General features: G+C 55.7%; 14 protein-coding genes and 1 other RNA gene. 4 read left to right on the plus strand and 11 right to left on the minus strand.

The genetic code is table 11. From position 1 onward, the window contains the following. Positions 1-5 precede the first annotated feature (5 nt). From HMJ29_RS14770 to HMJ29_RS14780, 3 genes are all read right to left on the minus strand, one after another. Positions 6-608 (minus strand): SMI1/KNR4 family protein, encoded by a 603-nt coding sequence (locus HMJ29_RS14770; RefSeq protein WP_171592213.1) that lies wholly within the window; start codon positions 606-608, stop codon positions 6-8. Between the two features lie 174 nt (positions 609-782). Continuing rightward, the gene (gene ald, locus HMJ29_RS14775; RefSeq protein ID WP_171592214.1) at positions 783-1,910 is read right to left on the minus strand and encodes an alanine dehydrogenase; all 1,128 of its coding nucleotides are present in this window, start codon (positions 1,908-1,910) and stop codon (positions 783-785) included. A 222-nt stretch (positions 1,911-2,132) separates the two neighbouring features. Beyond that, positions 2,133-2,906, minus strand: a complete 774-nt coding sequence (locus HMJ29_RS14780) for a DUF1573 domain-containing protein (RefSeq protein ID WP_171592215.1) — start codon at positions 2,904-2,906, stop codon at positions 2,133-2,135. Positions 2,907-3,216: 310 nt separating this feature from the next. On the opposite strand from HMJ29_RS14780, the gene HMJ29_RS14785 reads away from it, so the two are divergent. After that, positions 3,217-5,637: an alpha-ketoacid dehydrogenase subunit alpha/beta gene (locus HMJ29_RS14785; RefSeq protein WP_171592216.1), complete on the plus strand. Its 2,421-nt coding sequence runs from the start codon at positions 3,217-3,219 to the stop codon at positions 5,635-5,637. 69 nt (positions 5,638-5,706) lie between these two features. On the opposite strand, the gene HMJ29_RS14790 is transcribed toward HMJ29_RS14785, so the two are convergent. After that, complete coding sequence (locus HMJ29_RS14790; protein ID WP_171592217.1) at positions 5,707-6,252, minus strand: hypothetical protein; 546 nt, start codon at positions 6,250-6,252, stop codon at positions 5,707-5,709. 117 nt (positions 6,253-6,369) lie between these two features. Here HMJ29_RS14790 and HMJ29_RS14795 point away from each other — a divergent pair, with 117 nt between their 5' ends. Then, complete coding sequence (locus tag HMJ29_RS14795; RefSeq protein WP_171592218.1) at positions 6,370-7,371, plus strand: acyl-CoA synthetase family protein; 1,002 nt, start codon at positions 6,370-6,372, stop codon at positions 7,369-7,371. A gap of 213 nt (positions 7,372-7,584) precedes the next feature. On the opposite strand, the gene HMJ29_RS14800 is transcribed toward HMJ29_RS14795, so the two are convergent. The 3 genes from HMJ29_RS14800 to rnpB all read right to left on the minus strand — a co-directional run bounded on the left by HMJ29_RS14800 (position 7,585) and on the right by rnpB (position 12,076). Beyond that, positions 7,585-8,742 (minus strand): sigma-54-dependent transcriptional regulator, encoded by a 1,158-nt coding sequence (locus HMJ29_RS14800; RefSeq protein ID WP_171592219.1) that lies wholly within the window; start codon positions 8,740-8,742, stop codon positions 7,585-7,587. Positions 8,743-8,881: 139 nt separating this feature from the next. After that, the gene (locus HMJ29_RS14805; protein ID WP_171592220.1) at positions 8,882-11,515 is read right to left on the minus strand and encodes a beta/alpha barrel domain-containing protein; all 2,634 of its coding nucleotides are present in this window, start codon (positions 11,513-11,515) and stop codon (positions 8,882-8,884) included. A 102-nt stretch (positions 11,516-11,617) separates the two neighbouring features. Further along, an RNA gene (gene rnpB, locus HMJ29_RS14810) (RNase P RNA component class A) lies at positions 11,618-12,076 on the minus strand. Between the two features lie 440 nt (positions 12,077-12,516). Here rnpB and HMJ29_RS14815 point away from each other — a divergent pair. After that, positions 12,517-13,743 carry a S8 family serine peptidase gene (locus tag HMJ29_RS14815; RefSeq protein ID WP_171592221.1) on the plus strand — a complete coding sequence of 409 codons (1,227 nt, stop codon included), beginning with the start codon at positions 12,517-12,519 and terminating at the stop codon, positions 13,741-13,743. Positions 13,744-14,308: 565 nt separating this feature from the next. Here HMJ29_RS14815 and HMJ29_RS14820 read toward each other — a convergent pair. The 3 genes from HMJ29_RS14820 to HMJ29_RS14830 all read right to left on the minus strand — a co-directional run bounded on the left by HMJ29_RS14820 (position 14,309) and on the right by HMJ29_RS14830 (position 18,630). Beyond that, a complete protein-coding gene (locus HMJ29_RS14820) occupies positions 14,309-16,174 on the minus strand; it encodes a M1 family metallopeptidase (protein ID WP_171592222.1) in 1,866 nt (621 codons plus the stop codon). A gap of 230 nt (positions 16,175-16,404) precedes the next feature. After that, on the minus strand, positions 16,405-17,511 hold the full coding sequence (locus HMJ29_RS14825) for a Smr/MutS family protein (protein ID WP_171592223.1): 1,107 nt from the start codon (positions 17,509-17,511) through the stop codon (positions 16,405-16,407). Between the two features lie 135 nt (positions 17,512-17,646). Beyond that, the gene (locus HMJ29_RS14830) at positions 17,647-18,630 is read right to left on the minus strand and encodes a YfiM family lipoprotein (RefSeq protein ID WP_216634063.1); all 984 of its coding nucleotides are present in this window, start codon (positions 18,628-18,630) and stop codon (positions 17,647-17,649) included. 243 nt (positions 18,631-18,873) lie between these two features. Between HMJ29_RS14830 and HMJ29_RS14835 the strand changes: the two genes are divergently transcribed. After that, positions 18,874-21,732, plus strand: a complete 2,859-nt coding sequence (locus HMJ29_RS14835; protein WP_253805646.1) for an alpha-amylase family glycosyl hydrolase — start codon at positions 18,874-18,876, stop codon at positions 21,730-21,732. Positions 21,733-21,813: 81 nt separating this feature from the next. Here the strand turns inward: HMJ29_RS14835 and HMJ29_RS14840 are convergent, their stop codons facing one another. After that, positions 21,814-22,665: an N-acetylglucosamine kinase gene (locus tag HMJ29_RS14840; protein WP_171592224.1), complete on the minus strand. Its 852-nt coding sequence runs from the start codon at positions 22,663-22,665 to the stop codon at positions 21,814-21,816. Positions 22,666-22,680: the final 15 nt, after the last annotated feature.

Consider the following 22,680-nt stretch of genomic DNA (forward strand, 5'->3'; position numbering starts at 1 on the left):
AACGGTTATTCCTGAAGAGGCTTGAGTTGCAGGTGCTGGCCGTCGGGCAGGTTTCTGATTTGCCGGTACAGGTCGGCCAGCCAGGCCAGGCGGGTGACCACAGTTTGGGGCTGCACGCGGGGCTTTTGCTGGGCCGTTTCAATGCACAATGGCGGAAACAGACTCAGCAGCTGGCCGGGTTGCAGCACGCCACCGCGCTGCTGAAACGCCCGCAGCGGCTCCATGCCCAGCGCGTCCAGCGGGAACTTCTCAGCCCCAAACAGGAAGTGTTTAAAGTCCACTTCCAGGTCGGCCAACTCTCCGGTTTCAGTGTCGAGAAACAACACAGCGTCGCCGCGGAGCAGGAACTGGTTGCCCACGCAGTCCTGCGCAAACGGGATGTCGGTTTCTACTACTGTATCGTAGGTGCGCCAGAAGGCGTTTTCGCCCTGCCAAACGGCTGCAAGAGAATGCCAGGAAGGCTCCGCCACGCACCCCCGGATGTGTAGGCCACCGAAGTAGGCCACCACGCCATTCTGCTCGCGCAGGAAGGTTTGCAGGTAGGAGGGAAGGCGGGCAAAGCTTACGAGGTCCGTTAGTTCGCCACCGGTAAATAAGATGCCTTTCATAAGGAAGAAGCGCAAAGCTCCAGCTTCGTCGCGTTGCGTAGAACAGCTGCCAGTAGCCGGTGTTCAAACGGAGTAGTAACTAAGAAACGCCAAGCTGGAGCTTCGCGCTACAGAAAAAGCCTTCCCGACCATCAGGGCGGGAAGGCTTTTCTAGTGAGAGGCTACTGTTGCTGCTTAGGCAATAGCACCTTCCATTACAGATTCAACCGTCTCCAGGGGCAGGCCCCAAGCGTCGGCTACACCTTTGTACACCACTTTGCCGTGCACCACGTTCAGGCCGAGGCGCAGAGCCTCGTCGCGGCGGCAAGCTTCCTGCCAGCCCAGGTTAGCCAGTTTCACCGCGTAGGGCAGCGTGGCGTTGGTCAGGGCTAGGGTAGAAGTATACGGTACGGCACCTGGCATGTTAGCCACGCAGTAGTGCACAATGTCGTCGATGATGAAGGTGGGGTTTTCGTGGGTAGTAGGCTTGCAGGTTTCAATGCAACCGCCCTGGTCCACAGCCACGTCAACCAGCACCGTGCCGGCCTTCATAGACTTAAGCATGTCGCGGGTGATGAGGTGGGGAGCCTTCGCGCCCGGAATCAGCACCGCGCCAATGATGAGGTCAGCGGTTTTGATGGCTTCACGGATGTTGTACTCGTTGGAGTACTGCGTTACCACGTTCTTGGGCATGAAGTCATCTAACTCGCGCAGACGGTTCAGGCTGATGTCCATGATGGTTACCTGAGCGCCCAAGCCAGCGGCAATTTTAGCGGCTTGCGTGCCCACAATACCGGCGCCCAGCACCAACACCTCAGCGGGCTTCACGCCGGGTACGCCACCCAGCAGAATGCCACGGCCTTTCAGGGGCTTCTCGAGGTACTTAGCACCCTCCTGCGGCGCCATACGGCCAGCTACTTCGCTCATAGGAATGAGCAGGGGCAGAGCGCGCGAAGGCAGCTCTACCGTTTCGTAGGCCAGGCAAACCGCCTTGCGCTCAATCATGGCGTGGGTCAGCTCCTCGCCTGAGGCAAAGTGGAAGTAGGTAAACAGCAACTGGTTTTCCTTGATGAGGGGGTACTCCGAAGCAATCGGCTCCTTCACCTTCACAATCATTTCAGCTTTGGCATACACATCCTCGATGGTAGGAAGAATGGTAGCACCAGCCTGCTCGTATTCGGCATCCTGGAAGCCGCTGCCCAGGCCGGCCGTAGCCTGCACGTATACGTCGTGGCCGTGCTTACGGAATTCAGCTACACCAGCAGGCGTGAGGCCTACGCGGTTTTCGTTGTTCTTAATTTCTTTCGGTACGCCGATTAACATGACTTGAAGCGAAGGGTGAAGGTGGGTGGATTGAACGCTTTAAAAGCGGGGGCAAAGATAAGTCGGAATTCGCTGAGGTAACACGGTAAAGAAGAATGTCGTTCGGAGAAACGAAACGGCCCTGCCCACCGCAGAAGCCAACGTGGTTACGTTTGCTTTTACTGCGTGGGAAGGGCCGTTTTGTTTACCCAGAAGAATCCTGCTGTACCTTAAGCTAGATGCCTATTTGAATGGCACACTGGCGCCACTTTCCTTCACCATGCTGCCAGCGTTCAGGTCCTGCACTACAGTGGCTTTCAACGTGAGCTTGGTGTCACCGTGCATGTCGTTGCTGGTGAGGGTCACCACTTCCTGCTGTTGGCCCAGTTTACGCTGGTTGTATACCAGCTCAACGGTGGCACTTTGGCCTGGCTTAATAGGAGCCGGCGCCGCCTTGTAGCCCACGCAATAGCACTGCGACTGTACCGCGCTTAGTATCAGATCCTGTTTACCGGTGTTTTTCACCGTGAAGCGCGCCGAGGGCGTCTGACCGGCTTCCATCTTGCCAAAGTCGTGGCTGGCACGGTCCAGCGTGAGCTTGGGGCCCTGGGCCAATTGAGCCGGCGTGAGCGTGGCCTTAATCTGGTCTTTGTTCAGCACGTTCCCCTTAATGGTAAGCACGGTGCTGGGCGCAGCCGCATTGCTGGTTACCGTTACGGTTTTGTTGAAGATGCCGGGGCGGCCAGCGCTGCTGTACACCGCCTTTACAATACCGCTTTTACCGGGCATCACGGGCGTTTTAGTCCAGTCGGGGGTGGTACAGCCACAGGAGGCCTGCACGTTGGCAATTATAACGGGCTGGTTGCCGGTATTCTTGAACTTGAACTCGTAGGTGGCCATGGTGCCTTCGGGCACGTTGCCAAAGTCGTGAAGGTCTTTTTCAAACTGCAACACCCCTTGAGCGTGCGAAGCTGCGGCCACAAGCAGGGCTACTAACAGCGAGAACAAGTGTTTCATCTTATTAAAAAGCTTAGCGTTAGAATTTGCTGCGAGTAGGGAGACGCGCGGTGGGCAGGCAATAGCCGAGAGGTCAACAACCGGAACAAGTATCTCATTCCGCCGCTTCTGGCGGGGCCAACTTCTGGCGGCCACCATGTAGCTCCCTTTGTCAAAGATAGTTAATAAACCCTGCTTTCTGCCGTCAAAGTGGGCACACTCCGGCACACGGCCGGATCGGTGGCAAATCCGTACTTTTGAGGGCCTGTTTCCTTGGAAGCCGGTTCCCACCCACTCAACACCCGCCCCACCTTTACCCGTTCTGCTTTCTATGTCCACCGCTGAAACTGCCGATTTAATGGTCACTGCTGCCACCTTAAGCAAAGAAGAACTGCTTCGTGATTACCGCCTGGGGTGGGAAAGCCGGCAGGCCTCGCTGGCGGGGCGCAAAGAAGTATTCATGGGCAAGGCCAAGTTTGGCATCTTCGGCGACGGCAAGGAAGTTCCGCAGCTGGCCATGGCCCGCGCCTTCCGGGCCGGCGACTGGCGCTCCGGCTACTACCGCGACCAGACGTTCATGCTGGCCATCGGCGAGCTGACCCTGCAGCAATACTTTGCCCAGCTATATGCCCACCCCGATGTAGAGGCAGAGCCCTCCACGGCTGGCCGCGCCATGAACGGCCACTTCGGCACGCGCCTGCTCGACGAAGACGGCCAGTTTAAGAACCTCGCCGAAAGCAAAAACTCTTCTGCTGATATCTCGCCCACAGGTGGCCAAATGCCGCGCCTCGTAGGCCTGGCCTACGCCTCTAAGCTGTACCGCCAGAACCCCGAGCTGCACTCCATGACGCAGTTTTCGGTAAACGGCAACGAGGTAGCCTTCGGGACTATTGGTAACGCCAGCACCTCAGAGGGTATGTTCTTCGAGGCCCTGAATGCAGCCGGCGTACTGCAGATTCCCATGCTGGTAAGCGTGTGGGACGACCACTATGGCATCTCGGTGCCGGCTGAGTACCAGACGACGAAGCAGAATATTTCAGAAATCCTGAAAGGCCTGCAACGCGAAGGTGAGGGCCAGGAAGGCTTCGAGATATTTGTGGTAAAAGGCTGGGATTATGCTGCTCTGGTTGATACTTACCAGCGTGCTGCTGAAGTCTGCCGCGCCCAGCACGTGCCTGTGCTCATTCACGTAACAGAAGTAACCCAGCCGCAAGGCCACAGTACTTCCGGCTCACACGAACGCTACAAGAGTAAAGACCGCCTGAGCTGGGAAGAGGAGCACGACTGCTTGCGCAAGATGCGCGAGTGGCTGCTCTCTGAAGGCCAAGCTTTGGAGGAGGAGCTGGATCAGATCGAAAACGAAGCCAAGGAAACCGTTAAACAGGCTCGTGTGGCAGCCTGGGAGGCTTTCTTCAACCCCATTAAGCAGGAGCGCACCGAGGTGGTAGCCCTGCTCAACAAGCTGGTGACTGAAACCGGTACTGAGCACCAGATTCACGAGCTGGTGGAGCCGCTGGCTCATAACCCAGCACCCATCCGCGCCGATTTGGTGCGGACGGTGCGCCGGGTGTTGCGCCGCGTCCGGACGATGCGCAGCAATGCCCGCCGCGACCTGCAGAACTGGCTGGAGCAGGCCTTGGCTGAAAACGCTGACCGCTACAACTCTTACTTGTTTAGCCAGAGCGAAGAAGCAGCCCTTAACATCGAAGAGATCAAAGCTGAGTTTGCCCCCAACACCCCGCAGGTAGATGGGCGGGAGGTGCTGCAGGCGTGCTTTGAAGCCAACTTCCGCCGCGATCCACGCATTTTTGCCATCGGCGAAGATGTAGGCCGCATCGGCGACGTGAACCAGGCGTTTGCTGGCCTGCAGGAGAAATTTGGGGAGCTGCGCGTTACGGATACCGGCATTCGGGAGTGCACCATTGTGGGGCAGGGCATTGGTGCTGCCATGCGTGGCCTACGCCCCATCACCGAAATTCAGTACCTAGATTATCTGCTCTACGCCATCCAGATCCTCAGTGATGATGTGGCCAGCTTGCAGTACCGTACCAAGGGTGGCCAGAAGGCTCCGCTCATTGTTCGGACGCGGGGGCACCGCCTCGAAGGCATCTGGCACAGCGGCTCACCCATCCAAATGATTTTGGGCAGCATCAGGGGCATACACTTGTGCGTACCGCGCGACATGACCCAGGCCGCCGGCTTCTATAACACGCTGCTGCGGGCCGATGAGCCGGCCATTGTGATTGAGTGCCTCAACGGCTACCGCCTCAAAGAGCGCATTCCGCAAAACGTGGGCGAATTTACGGTGCCTTTGGGCGTGCCAGAAGTTATTCGGGAGGGGGAAGACCTGACTATTGTCACCTACGGCTCTATGTGCCGGATTGTGCAGGACGCCGCCAAGCAACTGGAGGAAGTAGGCATTTCCGTGGAGGTTATCGACGTGCAGACCCTATTGCCTTTCGATATTGAGCAGGTGATTTCTGACAGCATTCGCAAGACCAACCGGGTATTGTTTGCCGACGAAGACGTACCTGGTGGTGCAACGGCCTACATGATGCAGCAGGTAGTTGACGGGCAGGGAGCCTATCAACTCCTCGACTCCGCTCCGCGCTGCCTTTCGGCGCAGGCTCACCGCCCACCCTACGGCTCCGATGGTGACTACTTCTCCAAGCCCAACGCCGAGGACGTATTCGACATCGTGTATGAGATGATGCAAGAGGCTGACCCCAAGCGCTTCCCTGCTATTTACTAGGCCAGTAAAAAGCCCTCGTTCAGTGGCGTAGGCCACTAGAACGAGGGCTTTTTAGTGTCTGCTGAATAGCTAGTCCACCGTAATGGGTTCGGTAATTACTTCGTTGCTCTCGTGTAGTGCACGGTCGGCTATCTTCACCTTAAACCGCACTACCGACTTAGGAGGGAAGGTGCCCTGGAAGAAATCAACCTTGAAATTGAGGTCTCCCTTAAGTGGCTCCTTCCGTCCTCCCTGGTCAGAAGGTGAGAGGCGCGGATAGCGGCCATTGTAAGAGAAAGCCAGGTTGTAGTCCTCAAACTGATTATTACTGTTACGCAGCTGAGGCTGGAAGAAGTAGTTGTTGTAGTAGCGGTTAGGCTGGCCGTTCAAATCCAGCTCATTGAAGGGTGAGTTGATGTCGTCGGTATTGAGCCCCAAATCGCCGTCACCATCCTTGAATCCTACCGTCACGATAACACGGTCGAATACCCCCGTCAGGGTATCAACGTGGCGCTGCTGAATACTTTTAAAGGTAATCTCCGGTACGTCGGGATAGTCTGGTGCGCTTAGGCAAGACGTAATGCCCGCGCCAGCTAGTAGCAGCGCCCCAAAGCACAGAGTACGAGATAGAGCCATAACAAGTAGTGAAACGGAGGATGAAAACGGCGTGGCCGCGGCCGGAAGGTACAACTTCCTAACGAACGAAGTGGCGGCCACATTGTTCTACTGTTTCGCAAACCCTACTACATCTGAATGAGTTTCCGCGACGAGTATTTGTCTGCCCTACCCCACCTGACTGCGGCCGATGCACCCGCGGCGGCGCTAGGCCTGTTCCGTTATCAGGCCCGGCAGTGCGCACCCTACCGCGAGTACTTACGGACTCTGGGCCGCGACCCGCAGGCCGTGACTCGTCTGGAGGACATACCCTTTCTGCCCATTGAGTTCTTCAAGACCCACAACGTGCGTACCGATGCCTCGGAGTGGGCGCCGGCTGAAACCTTTCTGAGCAGCGGCACTACGCAACAGCAGCGCAGCCACCACTACGTGCGCGACCCGTTGCTGTACCGCCAGCACGCGGCGCGCATCTTTGAGCACTACTACGGCCCCCTCACCCACTGGACTGTTCTGGCGCTGCTGCCCTCGTACCTGGAGCAGGGGCAGTCGTCATTGGTGGCCATGGTAGATTATTTCGCCCAGCAATCGGGGCAATACCAGGGAGCTTTTTTCCTGCACAACCACAAGGCTTTGCTGGCGGCTCTGCGTGAAGCTCAGCAGGATACCTCGCGTCAGGTGCTATTGATTGGGGTAAGCTACGCCCTGCTGGATCTGGTAGAGGCCTACGCCGGCGACCCGGCGCTGCATGGCCTCACAGTATTGGAAACCGGCGGTATGAAGGGTCGGCGCCGCGAGATGATTCGGGAGGAATTGCATGAGGAACTGCGGAAAGGTTTTGGGCCCGTAGGTATCCATTCAGAGTATGGCATGACGGAATTGCTAGGCCAGGCTTACAGCTTCGGCGACGGCCGCTTCTACGCCCCGCCGCAACTGCGCATCCTCCTGCGCGACCCTTCCGACCCATTTTCGGTATCAACATCACTAGAGGCTGGTGCTATCAATATTATTGACCTGGCCAATGTGGATAGCTGCGCCTTTATTGAAACCAAAGACTTAGCCCGCATGCACCCCGATGGTTCCTTTGAGGTACTGGGCCGGCTCGATAACTCCGATATCAGGGGATGTAATCAGATGGTATAGCCTCAACTATTTTAAACTGATAGGATAGTCCGTTACAGCAAGCTGAGCGTCATTATCCTAAGCAAAAGCCCTTACTTCCACACGGGAGGTAAGGGCTTTCGTTTAGGCTACGTGGACAGTACACGCAGCTCAGGTCAACGGTTTTACTCATGGAGCAAGAGAGGGTAGCTAGGCTGCACCTCGCGCACCTCATCTGCTCGCCATAATGCCAAGTTATTTGCCGGCAAATGCGCGGGCGTCTTCTTCCGAGATGGTAGCGTCGCTCATAATCACGAGGCGCTCTACCACGTTGCGCAATTCCCTGATGTTGCCGCGCCAGTCGAGGCCCTGCAGGTACTTAAGGGCAGCGGCATCTATCTTCTTGGGCTTATTGCCATAATCATTGGCAATGTCCTGCAGGAACTTCTCAATAAGCGCCGGAATATCCTCGCGCCGGTCGTTGAGGGCCGGAACCTGAATCAGGATAACGGAGAGGCGGTGGTAGAGGTCTTCGCGAAAGTTTTTGTCGGCAATTTCCTGGAGCAGGTCTTTGTTGGTTGCGGCCAGAACGCGCACGTTCACCGAAATCTCTTTCTCGCCGCCTACACGGGTAATCTTGCTTTCCTGCAAGGCGCGGAGCACTTTGGCCTGGGCCGAAAGGCTCATGTCGCCGATTTCATCCAGAAACAGGGTGCCCCCGTCAGCCTGCTCAAATTTACCAATGCGCTGCTTTACGGCAGAGGTGAAGGAGCCCTTCTCATGGCCAAACAGCTCCGACTCAATGAGCTCAGAAGGAATAGCGGCGCAGTTTACCTCAATCATGGGGCCACCGGCGCGGTTGCTTTGCTCGTGCAGCTGCCGGGCTACCATCTCCTTACCAGCGCCGTTGGGGCCGGTTATCAGCACGCGGGCATCGGTGGGGGCTACCTTCTCAATGGCCTTGCGCACCGCCCCAAGGGCTGCCGAGTCGCCAACCATTTCGGAGCTTTTGGCAATCTTCTTTTTGAGCGTCTTGGTTTCCGTCACCAGCTTGGTACGGTCGAGGGCGTTGCGCACCGTTACCAGCAGGCGGTTCAGGTCTGGTGGTTTCTGCAGGAAGTCGTAGGCCCCTTTTTTGGTGGCGTCCACCGCCATTTCTACGTTGCCGTGGGCTGACACCATAATAAAGGCGGCATCGGGGGCCACAATGCGAGCCCGCTCCAGCACTTCAATGCCATCCATCTTGGGCATTTTGATGTCGCAGAGTACCACATCGTATTTATCCCGGATGAGCATGTCCAGGCCAGTAGGGCCATCCTCGGCCTGATCTACCTGGTAGCTTTCGTATTCGAGAATCTCCTTCAGCGTGTGCCGAATGGCTTTTTCGTCGTCAATAATTAAGATGCGAGGCATAAGTAGGAAAGGGAGTTGGGCAGCGAAAGTAACGAAAAGGCACGTCCGATACGTGTAGTACGGGTTAGCGTACGGAAGGTGCCAGAGTTGCTATACCAGCCATCCGGAACGATAGAGGCCAGCCAGTGCGCCGAGATCTTTATTGCAGAGAAATAGACTCAATGTCGAGGTAGGGCCGCTCCTGGCCACTTTGCACCGGGCCAGGTAAAAGGAGCACCTGTAGCGCTTCTGCCTGGGTTATGGGCAATGCAGCCGGGCCCGGAGCCCGGAACGTGAGGGGCAGAAAACCCGGGTAAGCACGAGGAAGCAGTACCTGCGCCCCCAGCCTGAAAGTCGCGAGTGGTACTCTGACTTCCTGTATTTCAGGGCCTAACTCTACTGACGCTACGTACGCGGCGGCATCCTGAGTGGTCAGCACCAGCTGCACCGCGCCCGCGCCCACGCTGCGCCGGGCCCGCAGTACTACTTCCTTGAAGTTACCGGCCTCATTGGCTCGGGCTGCCAGCCGGTCGCCGAAGTAGGCTCGCAGGAAAGCCACGGGTGCTTCTGGGGTAGTGGGGGCTGCTGTAGCAGCGGGTGGTGCCTGCAACAAGCGCAACGCCAGCTGGCCGGAGGCGGTGGTTATATAATCGGCCCACCCGCCGCCACTAATGCCACCAGCCTCCACGCGCTGCTGGTCTTGGCTCGCTCGGAATAGCGGCAGCGGTGTGCTTGCCGCTACAATTGGGGCTTCCCAGTGCTCTTTAGGGGCGTAGTCCCAGTCGCGGGGGCTACCGGCAAAGCTACCCGGGAAGGTGGTGTTGCGGCCGTTGTGCCGGAGCACAATCCAGTACCGGAGCAGGCCGGGGTAGAGCAGTTCAGCGGGCACCGTGGCCTCAGCCGTAGTCTGCGTAAGGCGGCGCATGGGTAGCTGGCGGGTCTGGCCATAAAAGTGCTGCGCAATAAGCAGTACCGAGTCGGTGGGGCTGGCTCCTGCAATAGTAGCTTGGATGGTGGCCGGGCGGCCGGCGGCCACCTGCACCTGCGGCGTATGCACTACCTGAGCAGGCTGACCCGAGGAGGCAGGGGCAACGAACTCACCCAGCTTAATGGCGCCCAAGGGAGTTTGCGCGGTATAGGCACTGGTAGCTTTGCCCTTGGCCGCTACCAGATACACGCCCGGCGCTAAGCCAATGGTGGCGTTACTGGCCACACCCTGGAAGCTGTTGCCTGAGTTTATTGCTCGCACAGAGTAGTTGGTGCCTAGGCCAGGTAAGGTGAGGCGCATGGGCTGGGTATTCCAATCAATGCGGGTAACGGGCTGGCGGAGAGAAGTAGTGGCAAACGGGTCGCGCACGGCGGTGGCGTCCGGCATCACCTCCAGCCGCCAGATACCCGTAGCTACTCGGTCAAGAAAGTAAGCGCCAGTGCCCTCATAGCTAGCTACCGGCGAGGAGCCAGTACCTGCTACGTGGCGCAATGCTGCGGGCTTGGTGGGCCTGGTAGCGGTGGTTCCGGTGTAATAGAACTCAGTAGGCGAGTTCAATTCGCTCAGGCCATTGCGGTAGCTCACCCTAAACCCATTGAAGGCAGTATCGGCGGGGTAAGCGGGAAACTGCTGCCCCCGCTTCACCTGGCGGAACACCTTGCCGGCAATCAGGAGGCTCAGGGCCTTAGCGGGCGTGTAGGCCAGGTTGAGGTAGTGGGTCTGGTACTCGGTGTTGGCGTAGGCCAGGGCCAGCGGATCGTAGGCAAACTGAGTGGCCCACTGGAAACCCGCCGCCCTAAAACTGCGGGCCATCGTAAGGTACATCACCGGATTGAGGATGTCGCCCGATTCAAACTCATACACCAGGCGAGGCTTACCACTAAAGCGCGGGTCCTGCTGGTACGGAATCGGGTACTGATCTACAAACGGCAGCGGATTACCGCGCAGCGTGTGCCCATTCACTAGGCCCGAGGGATACCATTGAAACGTAAACCCATCAACGGGGCTGTTAAGGATGGCATTCGATACGGCCGGGCTTTCGGCTATGTTATAGAAGATGGGCTTGCGGTATCCTGTAGCTCGCATGGCTTTCACCATACGCTCTATAAATAAGCTTACCTCTGCCTCTGGCTGGCGGTAGTGGGGCTCATTGCAGACTTCATAGGCAATGATGTCTGGGTCCTCACGGTTAAGCTGCCCCGTATAGGTGTTGCGGTGGTTCAGGAACTGCGCCAGATAGTTCTCCTGGGCTTTAATAGCGCGGGGAGTATTGTAAGCTTTGCCTTTCGGGTAAATAGAGGAGAAGCCCGTCATGGCAGTATCAGCCTCCGGGTAGCCATTGCCCCAATAGGCAATAGGCGTAAGCACAATTTTAATGTGGCGCTGCTTCAGCCGCTGAATCAAGTAATCGAGCAGGCGTAAGTGCTCATTCTCCAGCAGGTTGCCTAGCGTATCGGTAATTTCCACATCCCAGACGTGTACCCGAAACGCATTCACACCCAGGCGCGACAGATGGTATACATCCTGGTCAATGGCCTGCTCTAGCTTAACGCCCAGCTTCCGGTGAGCCCGATATGAGTAAGCGAAAGGTGCGGTGTAGTTTACGCCAAACAACGCTACTTCCTGGCGGCTGCCTTCCCACCGGAGTACCCCGGCGGGGTCAACGTATACATTGGCCGTGGCGGGCAGTACCTCCTGCGCCTGTACCTGGCCTACCGTAAAAAGCAACAGGCCTAGCACCAGCGGTAGCAACGCTTTCAGTAAGCCCCGCGAGATGGCAATAGAAGAAAGGAAAGTCTGAAACATATACGAGTTGAAGGGCAGGGGCACAAAAGGAACGAAATGCGAAGTAACGCAGGGATACAACAAAACCGGCTGCTCTAGCCGGAGCCAGAACAGCCGGTGCTGCTGAGTGATGAGTCTGTAAGCCGGGTTTTGTCCGCCCCTGCAAGCAGAAGCGGCCTCACCATTTATCTAGGCCAGTCCTCGCGGAAAGGCTCCATCAACCTACCCGCTGACGCCGGACGAGCCGCCCGGTGCCGGCCCCGAGGGACCCGCGTGCCAGCTTATTTGGTCTTTCAACCCCTGAGGTTTACCCAGCCGGCATGGTTGCCCAGCCGCTGGTGCGCTCTTACCGCACCTTTTCACCCTTACCAAATGTGAAATTGAGAGTTTGTGAAGTTGTGAAAGCCTTACGGTTCACAATTTCACTTTTCACAACTTCACCGCTTGGCGGTAATTTTCTGTGGCACTGGCTGTCCTGAGTTACTTTACGCTTCTCAGTCCTTCCCGTTAGGAAGCAGGGTGCTCTGCGTTGCCCGGACTTTCCTCGTCGCTTTGCGGCGCCGCGGTGAGGCGACTCATCACGCAGACAAAGGTACGTATTGAGGGACGGTTAAAGCACTTTTAGTTGTCACCATCAGTAATATTTGTTTTAAGAGTTAACTCTGAGATAGTTGTACTATGTAAATATTGTCATTTTAAATAGTCTTGATCTAATCTTAATAAATTGATTAACCATATAATTTATTCTATTAACAAAATTTTATTGAATAGCCCGTAAACATGTGTTTAAATGCAATGAAAGTGTGTTTTTGATGAATTATTGATGGTAATAGTGAGGTTAAATTATAATGTTTTGCAATGGTTATGGCTGATTGTTTGGCGCAATTTATACTTTGCGTCAGTCGATGTAGCTGCCATAACCCTTCGCTAGTACCCACAGTTACTAGCACTTTTCCTTCCCCAGTTGAAGAAGGTTACTACAGCAAGTTGATACTTTCTTTCCACCCTTTTACCTCAGTAGAATGCAGAAGAAACAACGCAATGCCCGCCTCGCTTGGCTCTTAAGTGCCACCGCAATTGCTGCCAGCGCTACCTTCACTGCCTGCTCGGAAGATGCTGTTCAGCCTTCCTCAGCCGGCGTAGCACAAAGCAGCAGCGATGCGAAAAGCGACGCTGACGTTATTCCTGGTCAGTACATTGTAGTACTGAAAGACGGTGCGGTTGAATTGAGTGGGAGTGAGCCTTACACCGAGAAAGTAAAGAAAGTTAAAGCAGTGGGACAGGGTATCCTGAAAGCCCGTGGCGCTAGCGCCGATGCGTTAGGCTTTGCCTACGGCCATGCCCTCAAAGGCTTCTCGGCTCGGCTGAGTGCTGCTGAGGCCAAATCTTTGCGCGAAGATGCCCGAGTGGCCTACGTAGAAGCTGACAAAGTTATTTCCCTGGGTAAGCCTTCTTCCGGCGGTGGTACTACCCAGCCCGCCCAGGTTACGCCCTACGGTATTGCGCGGGTAGGCACCGGCGACGGCACTGGCAAAACTGCCTGGATCATTGATACCGGCATCGACCTCGACCACCCCGATCTGAACGTAGACGTTGCCCGCAGCAAGTCGTTCCTGACCAGCGGCGCCAACTATGCTTCTCCTGACGATGGCAACGGCCACGGCACGCACGTATCGGGCACCATTGCGGCTAAAAACAACACCATTGGTGTAGTAGGTGTAGCTGCTAATGCTTCAGTAGTGGCAGTGCGGGTGCTTGACTCACGTGGTAGTGGCTCTAACTCCGGCGTTATTGCGGGTGTTGACTACGTAGGCGCCAACGGCAAAGCCGGTGATGTGGCCAACATGAGCCTCGGTGGCGGCGTTTCGCAGGCGCTGGATGATGCTGTTCTGCGGGCTTCCGCGGGTGGTGTACTCTTCGCGCTGGCCGCCGGCAACGAAACGGATAATGCCAACAATCACTCACCAGCTCGGGTGAATGGTGCCAACATCTTCACCATTTCGGCCATGAACAACACCGATACCTGGGCGTCGTTCTCCAACTACGGCAACCCACCGGTTGATTACTGCATGCCCGGCGTAAACATCCAGTCGACGTGGCTGAACGGTGGCTACAACACTATAAGCGGTACTTCTATGGCTACGCCGCACATGGCTGGCGTTCTGCTAATGAAAGGCAAGAACTTCACCACCAGCGGTACCGTGAAAAACGACCCAGACGGTAACCCCGATACTATCGCTCACCTGTAATTCTGGAGGAGTGATTATATAAAAAGGCCAGCCTGTAATGGGCTGGCCTTTTTTATTGTATGCAATGTCAAACTTCAAGTAGCGACTTCATTCCAGTGGATAACCCTTCTTCCTAATTATAGAAAAAATTTCTTCCGTTTGATATGGCATCACTTCAGTGCCTTTATAAGCTATACAAGTCGCGTTTCGATATAAGATGAGAGAGTCATCGGTGATTTTGTGAACAGCATATTTTCTAAGATCTCCATCCAGAAGTATGGAGTCATTTCGTAGCTGCCAAGTTTGTTCTACTCCGTAATCGCGGCCACTACGACTTGCAGGATGAATGCTACCGTCTCTATAGAATTTGTATAAGTCATAAGTGTCCTGCTTCAATATCCATCTCTCAAATCTTATAGGGTTAACATCCTTAATCCTATAGCATCCTTTTATACTGAACACTTCCCAGTATTCTTTAGGTGCATTTTTTAGCATGAGGTTCTTACTCTTGCAAGAAACTATAAGGGAAGTTGATAACAGCACCAAGGTTAAAGCCTTCATATACTGATGTAAATGATTTAAGCTGTTACTTCCCGTCCCACACATTATCCTTCGGGTAGCTGTCGGGCACGAGGGTAGCGCCTAGTTTCACTTGTTTCACCGCTTTAGTAGTGACGACGGGTACTGTAACGGTTTTGGTGCCCGATTCCCAGACGGCGATAGTGCGGTGCAGCTTCTCCGTGGAGTTGTCGGCGTAAGTGATGGTGAGGTCAACGGGTACGGGCTTTGTGCCTTTCGATTCTACTACAACATCATAGCCAGCACCGGTTTTCGTGACTTGCTGAATGGCGAGGTCAGGGTAACCTGAGTCGAAGAACCAGCGCTGCCAAAACCAGTTGAGGTTGCGGCCCGCCCCAGCGTTCATGGAATTGAAGAAGTCATAGGGCATGGGGTGCTTGCCGTTCCAGTTCCGGATGTAGGTGTGCAGCGCCTTCGTGAACAACTCATCACCCAGCATATCCTTCACGTAGAGGTAGCCTAGGCCAGGTTTGGGGTAAGAGTTGAGGTAGAAAGCCGTACCGGTCTGTTGAGTGCTGAGCGTGACAATCGGCACATCGTCTTCGGTGGCTGCGCCGCGGGCATAGGGAGCAATGCCATAGTCGTCGTCCAGCTTGGGGTCAATGATGCCCGAGATTATCCACTCGCCAATGGTAGCCCAGCCTTCATCCATCCAGCCGTACTTGGTTTCATTGATGCCCATGTAGAATGGAAACATCGTGTGGAATATCTCGTGGTCGGTGAGGGTGATGGCATCCTGGCGGCTTTCCGTGGGGTTGTCGTTCACCATCATCGGGTACTCCATCTGGTCGAGGCCATCAAAGATGGTTTCGTGGGAGTAGGGGAAGGGCCACTTCGGGAAGGTATAGGACATGGCCTCCACCGTTTTGCGCGCAAACTGAATTACCTCCTCGTAATCCTTGTGCTTGGGGTTATAAACCGCATCAACACGGGTGCGGCGCTTGGTAGCGGGGTCAACCACTAAGCTGCTCGACTGCCACACGTAGTGGTCGGTGGTAGCAAACACGAAATCCGTTACGTTCTTGGCCTCAAAGTGCCAGGTGTTTTGAGCGTTGGCGGCCGTAATATCGCGGCGCTGCAGGTCATCTTCGGTAATGATGTTGGTGATGCCATCTTTCTTCTCAGCATCCTGGAGGCGCTTGGCATACTTTTTTGCAAGGACCTTATCGGTGTTGGTCAGGTCGCCGGTGGCCCACACCACAAAGTTTTTGGGCACGGTGATGTCGGCGGAGAAGTTGGCGAAGTCGTTGTAAAACTCCTGGGAGCCGAGGTAAGGGTTGCGGTTCCAGCCATCAATATCGTCATACACCGCAATGCGCGGGAAGAAGTAGGCCACAAAATCCGCATTAGGTTCTACCTCTCCGGTCCGGGTGTGGGAGCCCTTATTGAGGATATAGGAATACGTGGCAGAAATCTGAGCGGTCTGCTTAGGCCCAATAGCGCGGCTAACTGGCACTGGCATGTTGGTAGCATCAGCACGCAGCTTGCTCACGTCTATGGTTTGGCCATTTATCGTCAGCTTTTCAATTTGTATGCCTTCGCTTACATCTTCCGGCTTGATGGAAGAAGCCCGGGCTGCTCCTTTTTGATAGAGGTTAGGATAGAGCTTGAACCAGATCTGCCGCAACGAGTCGGGGCTTTGGTTGTTATAGGCAATAGTGGCAGTACCGGCCACGCGCCGGGTACTGGGGTCGAAGGAAACGGTGAGCTTGTAGTCGGCGGAGTTCTGCCAATACTTGGGGCCCGGTAGGCCACTCTCAGAGCGGGTGCCTTTGGCGTACGTGGCCTGCAGATTGCGCGGCACTGGCAGCGGCTGCTGTGCCAGTGCAGATAGAGAAAGGAGAGAAGCGGCGAGTAGCGCGGGAAGTTTCATGCGGCGGAGGTGGTTTCAGCCGCAAAGTAACCAGATGGGTGTTGACGGTTGCGTTTCGTTGATGCTTAACCACTAAACAGCTAACTGGCCTACCCATAAAAAGCACGTCATCCTGAGCGGAGCGAAGGATCTTATCTGAGGTGTCCTGGCCGCTCTAGGCCAGTTATTCCAAATATGAGATACTTCGCTCCGTTCAGGATGACGGGATGTGCTGGGGTAGTGGGCCGCTGCTACTTCAGCCGCACCAGCGTAGCTCCGTAGCCAAACTTCTCCTTCTTCGAATCCTCAAAGAACTTGATGTCGCGGTTGCGGCTTAGGAGCTTGTGCAACTCCTTGCGCAGGGTGCCATTGCCGGAGCCGTGAATAAACACAATTTCGTGCATGTTGGTAGCCAGGGCACGGCTCAGCGTATCCTCAAACGCCTCTAGTTGGAGTTTGAGAATGGCGGTATTGCTGAGGCCATCGGCACCTTCCGGCATAAGAGCTCCCAGGTGCAGATCTACCTCATGCGGCGGAGCTACAATGGCTTTGGCTGGCTCAGGGGCGGGGGCTACGGCTGCGGGCTTGGCAGGGGCGTTGCCTGAGAGCTGGGCCTTGAGCGTTTCGGCCAGTTTCTCAGGAGCAATAGCTATTGGTGCGGCGGGCTTTTCATCCAGTTGAAACAGGTAGGCCTCTCGCTGCAGCACCGGTACGTTGGGCTGGCGGCTGGTGTAGAAGCTGGCGGCTTTGAACTGGATACGCTTGGTGATAAGCTCAAATGCCGTAGTGCCGTTCGTCTGGAACGGTAGCAGCTGCACCACCGGCGCGGCCCAGTTGTCGAAATCCTTCAAATGCCAGTGGCCTAGCGGCTTGCTTACTGATTTTGCGGCCAGTTTGTCTGAAGTTAACCCCCGGTACTGACCATTGCGTTCCTCCCCGAAAGTGAAGAGCACATCCCGCTCAGTGTGGTTGATGAGTTGCAGCGCTAGTAGCTCCGGCGACTGGTGCGTGAGGGCCAGATACACCCCCTTTTGCACCGCCGTAGCCGTGTTTTTGGCGCCGGGCAGAGCTGCTGGCCCTTCTGATTTCTTGGGTGCCGCGGGGGCCGGGGCGGCGCCAGCGGCCTGAGCGGCTCGCGCGGCTCCGCTAGAAGCCGCTTTTTTCTCGGCCGCCACCGACGCCGCACTTTGCCCGAATGCTTTGGTTTCTTCGGCGGCAACTACCACCACTTCCCGGCGCAAAACCGGAATGGTGAAGTCGTTATCAATGGCTACTTCTACCAAGTCGTTATCAAGCAGGCGGGTAATGATGCCTTCTTCGCGGCCGGTGAGTAAACGTACTCTATCTCCTACGTTCATAAATCAATGATTTTCGCTGAGCAATCGTGATTACGCTGATTTTTTCAGCCTGTCCACCCTATAACGTGGAACGGGTAAAATTCGGCAATGAAAAGGTGAAATCCTGTGCTGGGCCACTACGCAGTGTTAACTGAGTTAGTAGTACAGACCATGCGCCACAAAGCCCCGGCGCGTGTTCCACTCCAGGGCGGGTGCGGGCAGGTGAAAGATGCTGGCTACGTAAAACACCCGGCGCAGCAATTTGCTGTTAGTGGGTATATGGCGCAGGTCTACGTCGAGGCTGAGGTAGAACTGGCGGTAGGGAGTGAGGCCTAGCGCGGCGTTGGCGTCGCGGTCATTGTATACCATCTGCTGGGCCCCGTAGCCAATGGCAGGCTGCAGCCACCGCGGCCAGCGGCTGGTAGCTGGCAGCCAGGCTCCCACATCGGCGCAAAGCCAGTACGTTTGCCCATTGTAGTCTTTGAGGTATTGCTCGCCGAGGCTGCTGCCAAGTACGTTAGGCCGAATCTTGGCGTAACGGGTGGTATGAAACGAGTACTTGGGCATGAGGCGCACCTCGTTCCAGGCCAGCTGTTGCCCAATGAGGCCCACTGAGCCCAGGAAGTTAGCCGCCAGATCAGTGGCGGAAGCGCCGTACTCCGGGTCGCGGCCATCAAGCAGCTCAATGGGGCTCTGCAATAAAAAGCCCACAAAGCCCCCATACCAAATGGCTTTCCGGTCGGGTACACCGGCCCAGCGCAGCATATCCACCGCGCCGCGGCTCTCGTGGAAGGCTCCCCAAAAGTGGCCGGCTTTGTCGAGCTGCTTCCACTCCGGCAGATCGTTAAACCAATGAAACTTCGTTCGCTCACCCGTATACCAGCCCTGGCCCAGCAGATACAGCGTACCAGAATATGATAACACAAGGCCGCCCGCCAACACTGGCAGACGCTTGGTCAGCCGAATCGTACTTGAATCGGAGAAAGTAGGAGTAAGCGCGGCAGTAGTATCCAGGGGTAAGGTTGCGGGCCGCAGTGGGAGTTGGGCAGCTGCATTACCTGACGCGGCTAGCTGCAGTACTACCAGCCACCGCCAGCCCAAGCGTTTGGCAGACTGGAAATACGCAGAGAAGTACAACATGGGTGGTGGCGTGGGCTTGGCTAAGAAAGTAGCTCAAAGCTACAAGAAAAGGGCCAGGGGGCTTGGTCAATGGGAGGAATGTGCAGTATCTTTAATGCCCCCTTGCACTATGTGACTCCTCACTCATCCGGTAAGAAGTTAATAGGGCATCAGTCGCTGTTCGTATTTCTAAAATTCCCAACTCAACTTTTTTCTATGAGAGCACTTCGACTTTTCCTGAGTCTGGTGGCTTTTCTAGCTGCAATGCCCGTTTTGCACGCTCAGATAGTTACCACTCAGCCCACCATCTTTAAAGATACCGATGCGGTAACGCTGATCTACGACGCTAACCAGGGCAATAAGGCATTAGCCGGTTACACCGGCAATGTTTACATCTGGACGGGTGTTATCACCAACCAAAGCACTTCCAACACCGATTGGAAGCACGTGAAGGGCACGAGTTTCAGTGCACCTATCCCCGAGGAGAAAATGACTCCCCTGGGCAATAACAAGTACAGTATCACCTTCACGCCCCGCACGTACTACCCCGGTCTCACCAGCTCAGAAACCATCCTGAAGCTGGCCATGGTGTTCCGCGGAGATGGGGGCAAACCCGAAGGCAAAGGCGACGGCAACTCCGATATTCTGGTTGATGTAGCCCAGAACACCTTTGACCTGCGTTTCACGAATCCCGCTGGTGTTGGCCCGTTCCTGTTTGCCCTCAACACGCCAACTCCCGTGAGCGGCACCACCGCCGTGGCTGCTGACTTGGCGTTGTTCCTCAATGGTACCAAAGTAGCTGAGCAGGCCAATGCCACCAGTATTACGGCCAACGTAACCCTTACCCAGGCTGGTAACAACACGCTGCGCCTTACGGCTACAAAAGGTGCCACCACTGAGGCCACCGAAGTAGTGGTACAGTCGCGCTCCGCCGTAACGCTGGCTGCTTTGCCCGCTGGCGCCAAGAAAGATGGCGTAACCTATCTGAACGGCGGCACCTCGGCTATCATCAGCCTGACTGCCCCTAACAAGCAGTTTGTGCACGTTATCGGGGAGTTTAACAACTGGACGGCCAACGACGCTTCGTATATGAAGCGCACCCCCAATGCTTCCGGCATGGCCGATAACAGCGTGGATGGCCGCTGGTGGGTGCAGATTGATGGCCTCACCCCCGGACAGGAATATGCCTATCAGTTTCTGATTGATGGTGGCCTACGCGTAGCTGACCCTTTCTCGGAAAAGATCCTGACTCCCACCGACGATGCGTATATCAATGCCTCCGGCTACACGGTGTATCCGGGCCTGAAGGCGTACCCCGCTGCTGGTGCCAACGGCAACGTATCGGTACTGCAGAGCAATGCCCCCGGCTACACGTTCCAGGCTACCAATTTCCAGCGCCCCAAGCGCGAGGATATGGTAGTGTATGAGCTGCTACCCCGCGACTTTATTGCCCGCCACGACTACAAGACCCTGATCGATACCCTGGCCTACATGCAGCGCCTGGGCGTAAACGTGATTGAGCTGATGCCGGTGAACGAGTTCGAAGGCAACGAAAGCTGGGGTTACAACGTGTCGTTCTACTTCGCTCCCGACAAGTATTACGGCCCCAAAAATGAGTTGAAGCGCTTCATTGACGAGTGCCACAAGCGCGGTATTGCGGTAGTTTTGGACATGGTGCTCAACCAGTCGTTTGGCCAAAGCCCCATGGTGCAGATGTACTTCAACAACGGCAAACCTTCCAACAACCCCTGGTTTAACGCCGATGCCACGCACCCCTTCAACGTAGGCTACGACTTCAACCATGAAAGCGCCTTTACTCGCTATTTCAGCAAGCGTGTAATGGAGTTCTGGATCAAGGAGTACAACATCGACGGCTACCGCTTCGACCTCAGCAAAGGCTTTACGCAGAAGGTAACTACCGATGCTGGCGCATGGTCACAGTATGATCAGTCGCGCGTGAACATCTGGAAAGATTACCACGATTTCCTGGTAAGTGTAGACCCCAACGTATATCCTATTCTGGAGCATTTGGGTAGCAACGACGAGGAAAAGGTGTTGTCTGACATGGGCCTGATGTTGTGGGGCGTAATGACGCATAACTACAACGAAGCCACCATGGGCTACATCAATGACTCTAACTTTAGCTATGGTTACTATGGCAGTACTGCCCAGGGTGGCCGCGGCTGGAGCCAGCCAAACCTGGTAACCTATATGGAAAGCCACGACGAGGAGCGCCTGATGTACAAGAATCTCACGTTCGGTAATTCCTCCGGCTCTTACAGCGTGAAAAACCTGCCCACGGCTTTAGCTCGTCAGGAAATGGCCGCTGCGTTCTTCTTCCCCGTGCCCGGCCCGAAAATGATCTGGCAATTCGGTGAGCTTGGATATGACAAGTCGATCTTCTCCTGCCCCGATGGCACTATTCCGCAGCCTTACGCCAACAATGGCGACTGCAAGTTGGCCAACAAGCCAGCTCTGTGGAACTACTACCAAGACCCCAACCGCCGTCACCTCTATGATGTGTACCGGAGCCTGATTGCCCTGAAAGTACAAGAGCCGGTGTTTGAAAACCCAGCGAGCTTCACGCAAAACCTGAGCGGTGCCGTAAAAACTATGCAGATTACGGACCCCCGCCTGAACGTTACCATTGTGGGTAACTTCGATGTGCAGAGTGCTACCGTAGTTCCCAACTTCCAGTCGGCGGGCACGTGGTATAACTACCTGACCGGTGAAGCTCTGGTGGTAACCAACCCTGCTGCTCCGCTCACGTTGGCTCCCGGTCAGTATGCCGTCTATACTTCCCGCAAAATCTCGGTGCCCAAGGGCACGGTACTGGCCAGCAAGAGCCAGCGTGATGCCGCCGCTCTGCAACTGGTGGCTCTGCCAAACCCTGCGGGTAGCACGGCCACGTTGCGCTATGAGCTAGGCCAGTCGGCGCCCGTTAGCGTTACGGTTACCAACCTGCTTGGTGCCACCGTACACGCAGTAAACGTTTCTGGTCGCCAGGCTGCTGGTGCACATGAGCTTCAGCTGCCCGTGCAAAACCTTGCTAATGGGGTGTACATCGTGCGCCTCACCACGGGTGCGCAGCAGCAGAGCGTACGTTTGCTGGTGCAGCACTAAGCTGATCAACGCACTGGCCTAGGCCACTAAAAAAGCCCGCTCTCCATGGAGAGCGGGCTTTTTTGCTATTAGAAGTGTTCTCTATTTGATTAGAGCTTCTTCATGAAAGGTTACCAGATCATCAATAGGGGAGCGGATGATTTTACCCACTTCCATACCGTTGTCGCGGGCTACCTGCGAGAGGGCATCCCGGAAGTTGTAGCCTACTGAGCCAATGCAGTTAAAGGTATAGTCCTGATAGCGGGGGTAGTGGCGCACAATGTTCGCGAAGAACGTTTCAAACCCCTGCAGCACAATCTCGCGGCAGTAGCTGATGTTGTTGTGGTCGTAGGTGAACTTGGCGAAGCTGGCCAGGAACCGATTAGGCAAGGGCTGGTTGTAAAGGCGGTCCAGAATATCCTCACGGGTAAGGTTAAACTCCTCCCGGAAAATCTCCTGTAAGCCATCGGGCAGCAGGCCGCGCAGGTAGTCGCGCAGCAGGCGCTTACCAATGAAGGAGCCGCTGCCTTCATCGCCCAGGAAGTAGCCCAACGAATCTACGTTGTAGGTGATTTTGTTGCCGTCGTAGAGGCAGGAGTTGGTGCCCGTACCTAAAATAGCAGCAAAGCCCGGCTTGCGGCCCAAAAGTGCCCGTGCCGAGGCCAGTAGGTCGTGGTCGACGATTACCTTGGCCTGCGGGAAAATCTGCCGCATGGCTTTGGCAATGATTTCAGCCTTTTTCTCCGACGATACGCCGGCGCCATAATAGAAAACCTCGCTTACCTTCTGGCGGGGCAGCGTTTCGGGCAGGTTCTTATCCAGCGAGGCAACTACGGCCGCCGTGCTTATAAAATCGGGGTTGTACCCCTCGGTGTTAAAATACACGCGGTTACCAGTTTCATCAAGCTGGCACCAGCTGCTCTTCGTAGAGCCACCGTCGGCAATAAGAATCATATCAATCAGAAAGGT

Source organism: Hymenobacter taeanensis, assembly GCF_013137895.1.
In the GTDB taxonomy this organism is placed as follows: domain Bacteria; phylum Bacteroidota; class Bacteroidia; order Cytophagales; family Hymenobacteraceae; genus Hymenobacter; species Hymenobacter taeanensis.

What these genes read in the sequence shown, in the direction of transcription:
- HMJ29_RS14815 (WP_171592221.1), top strand. Translation starts at nt 12,517, where the DNA reads ATGCAGAAGAAACAACGCAATGCCCGCCTCGCTTGGCTCTTAAGTGCC.
- HMJ29_RS14825 (WP_171592223.1), bottom strand. Translation starts at nt 17,511, where the DNA reads ATGAACGTAGGAGATAGAGTACGTTTACTCACCGGCCGCGAAGAAGGC.
- HMJ29_RS14830 (WP_216634063.1), bottom strand. Translation starts at nt 18,630, where the DNA reads ATGTTGTACTTCTCTGCGTATTTCCAGTCTGCCAAACGCTTGGGCTGG.
- HMJ29_RS14790 (WP_171592217.1), bottom strand. Translation starts at nt 6,252, where the DNA reads ATGGCTCTATCTCGTACTCTGTGCTTTGGGGCGCTGCTACTAGCTGGC.
- HMJ29_RS14770 (WP_171592213.1), bottom strand. Translation starts at nt 608, where the DNA reads ATGAAAGGCATCTTATTTACCGGTGGCGAACTAACGGACCTCGTAAGC.
- HMJ29_RS14785 (WP_171592216.1), top strand. Translation starts at nt 3,217, where the DNA reads ATGTCCACCGCTGAAACTGCCGATTTAATGGTCACTGCTGCCACCTTA.
- HMJ29_RS14820 (WP_171592222.1), bottom strand. Translation starts at nt 16,174, where the DNA reads ATGAAACTTCCCGCGCTACTCGCCGCTTCTCTCCTTTCTCTATCTGCA.
- HMJ29_RS14805 (WP_171592220.1), bottom strand. Translation starts at nt 11,515, where the DNA reads ATGTTTCAGACTTTCCTTTCTTCTATTGCCATCTCGCGGGGCTTACTG.
- ald (WP_171592214.1), bottom strand. Translation starts at nt 1,910, where the DNA reads ATGTTAATCGGCGTACCGAAAGAAATTAAGAACAACGAAAACCGCGTA.
- HMJ29_RS14795 (WP_171592218.1), top strand. Translation starts at nt 6,370, where the DNA reads ATGAGTTTCCGCGACGAGTATTTGTCTGCCCTACCCCACCTGACTGCG.
- HMJ29_RS14835 (WP_253805646.1), top strand. Translation starts at nt 18,874, where the DNA reads ATGCCCGTTTTGCACGCTCAGATAGTTACCACTCAGCCCACCATCTTT.
- HMJ29_RS14840 (WP_171592224.1), bottom strand. Translation starts at nt 22,665, where the DNA reads ATGATTCTTATTGCCGACGGTGGCTCTACGAAGAGCAGCTGGTGCCAG.
- HMJ29_RS14780 (WP_171592215.1), bottom strand. Translation starts at nt 2,906, where the DNA reads ATGAAACACTTGTTCTCGCTGTTAGTAGCCCTGCTTGTGGCCGCAGCT.
- HMJ29_RS14800 (WP_171592219.1), bottom strand. Translation starts at nt 8,742, where the DNA reads ATGCCTCGCATCTTAATTATTGACGACGAAAAAGCCATTCGGCACACG.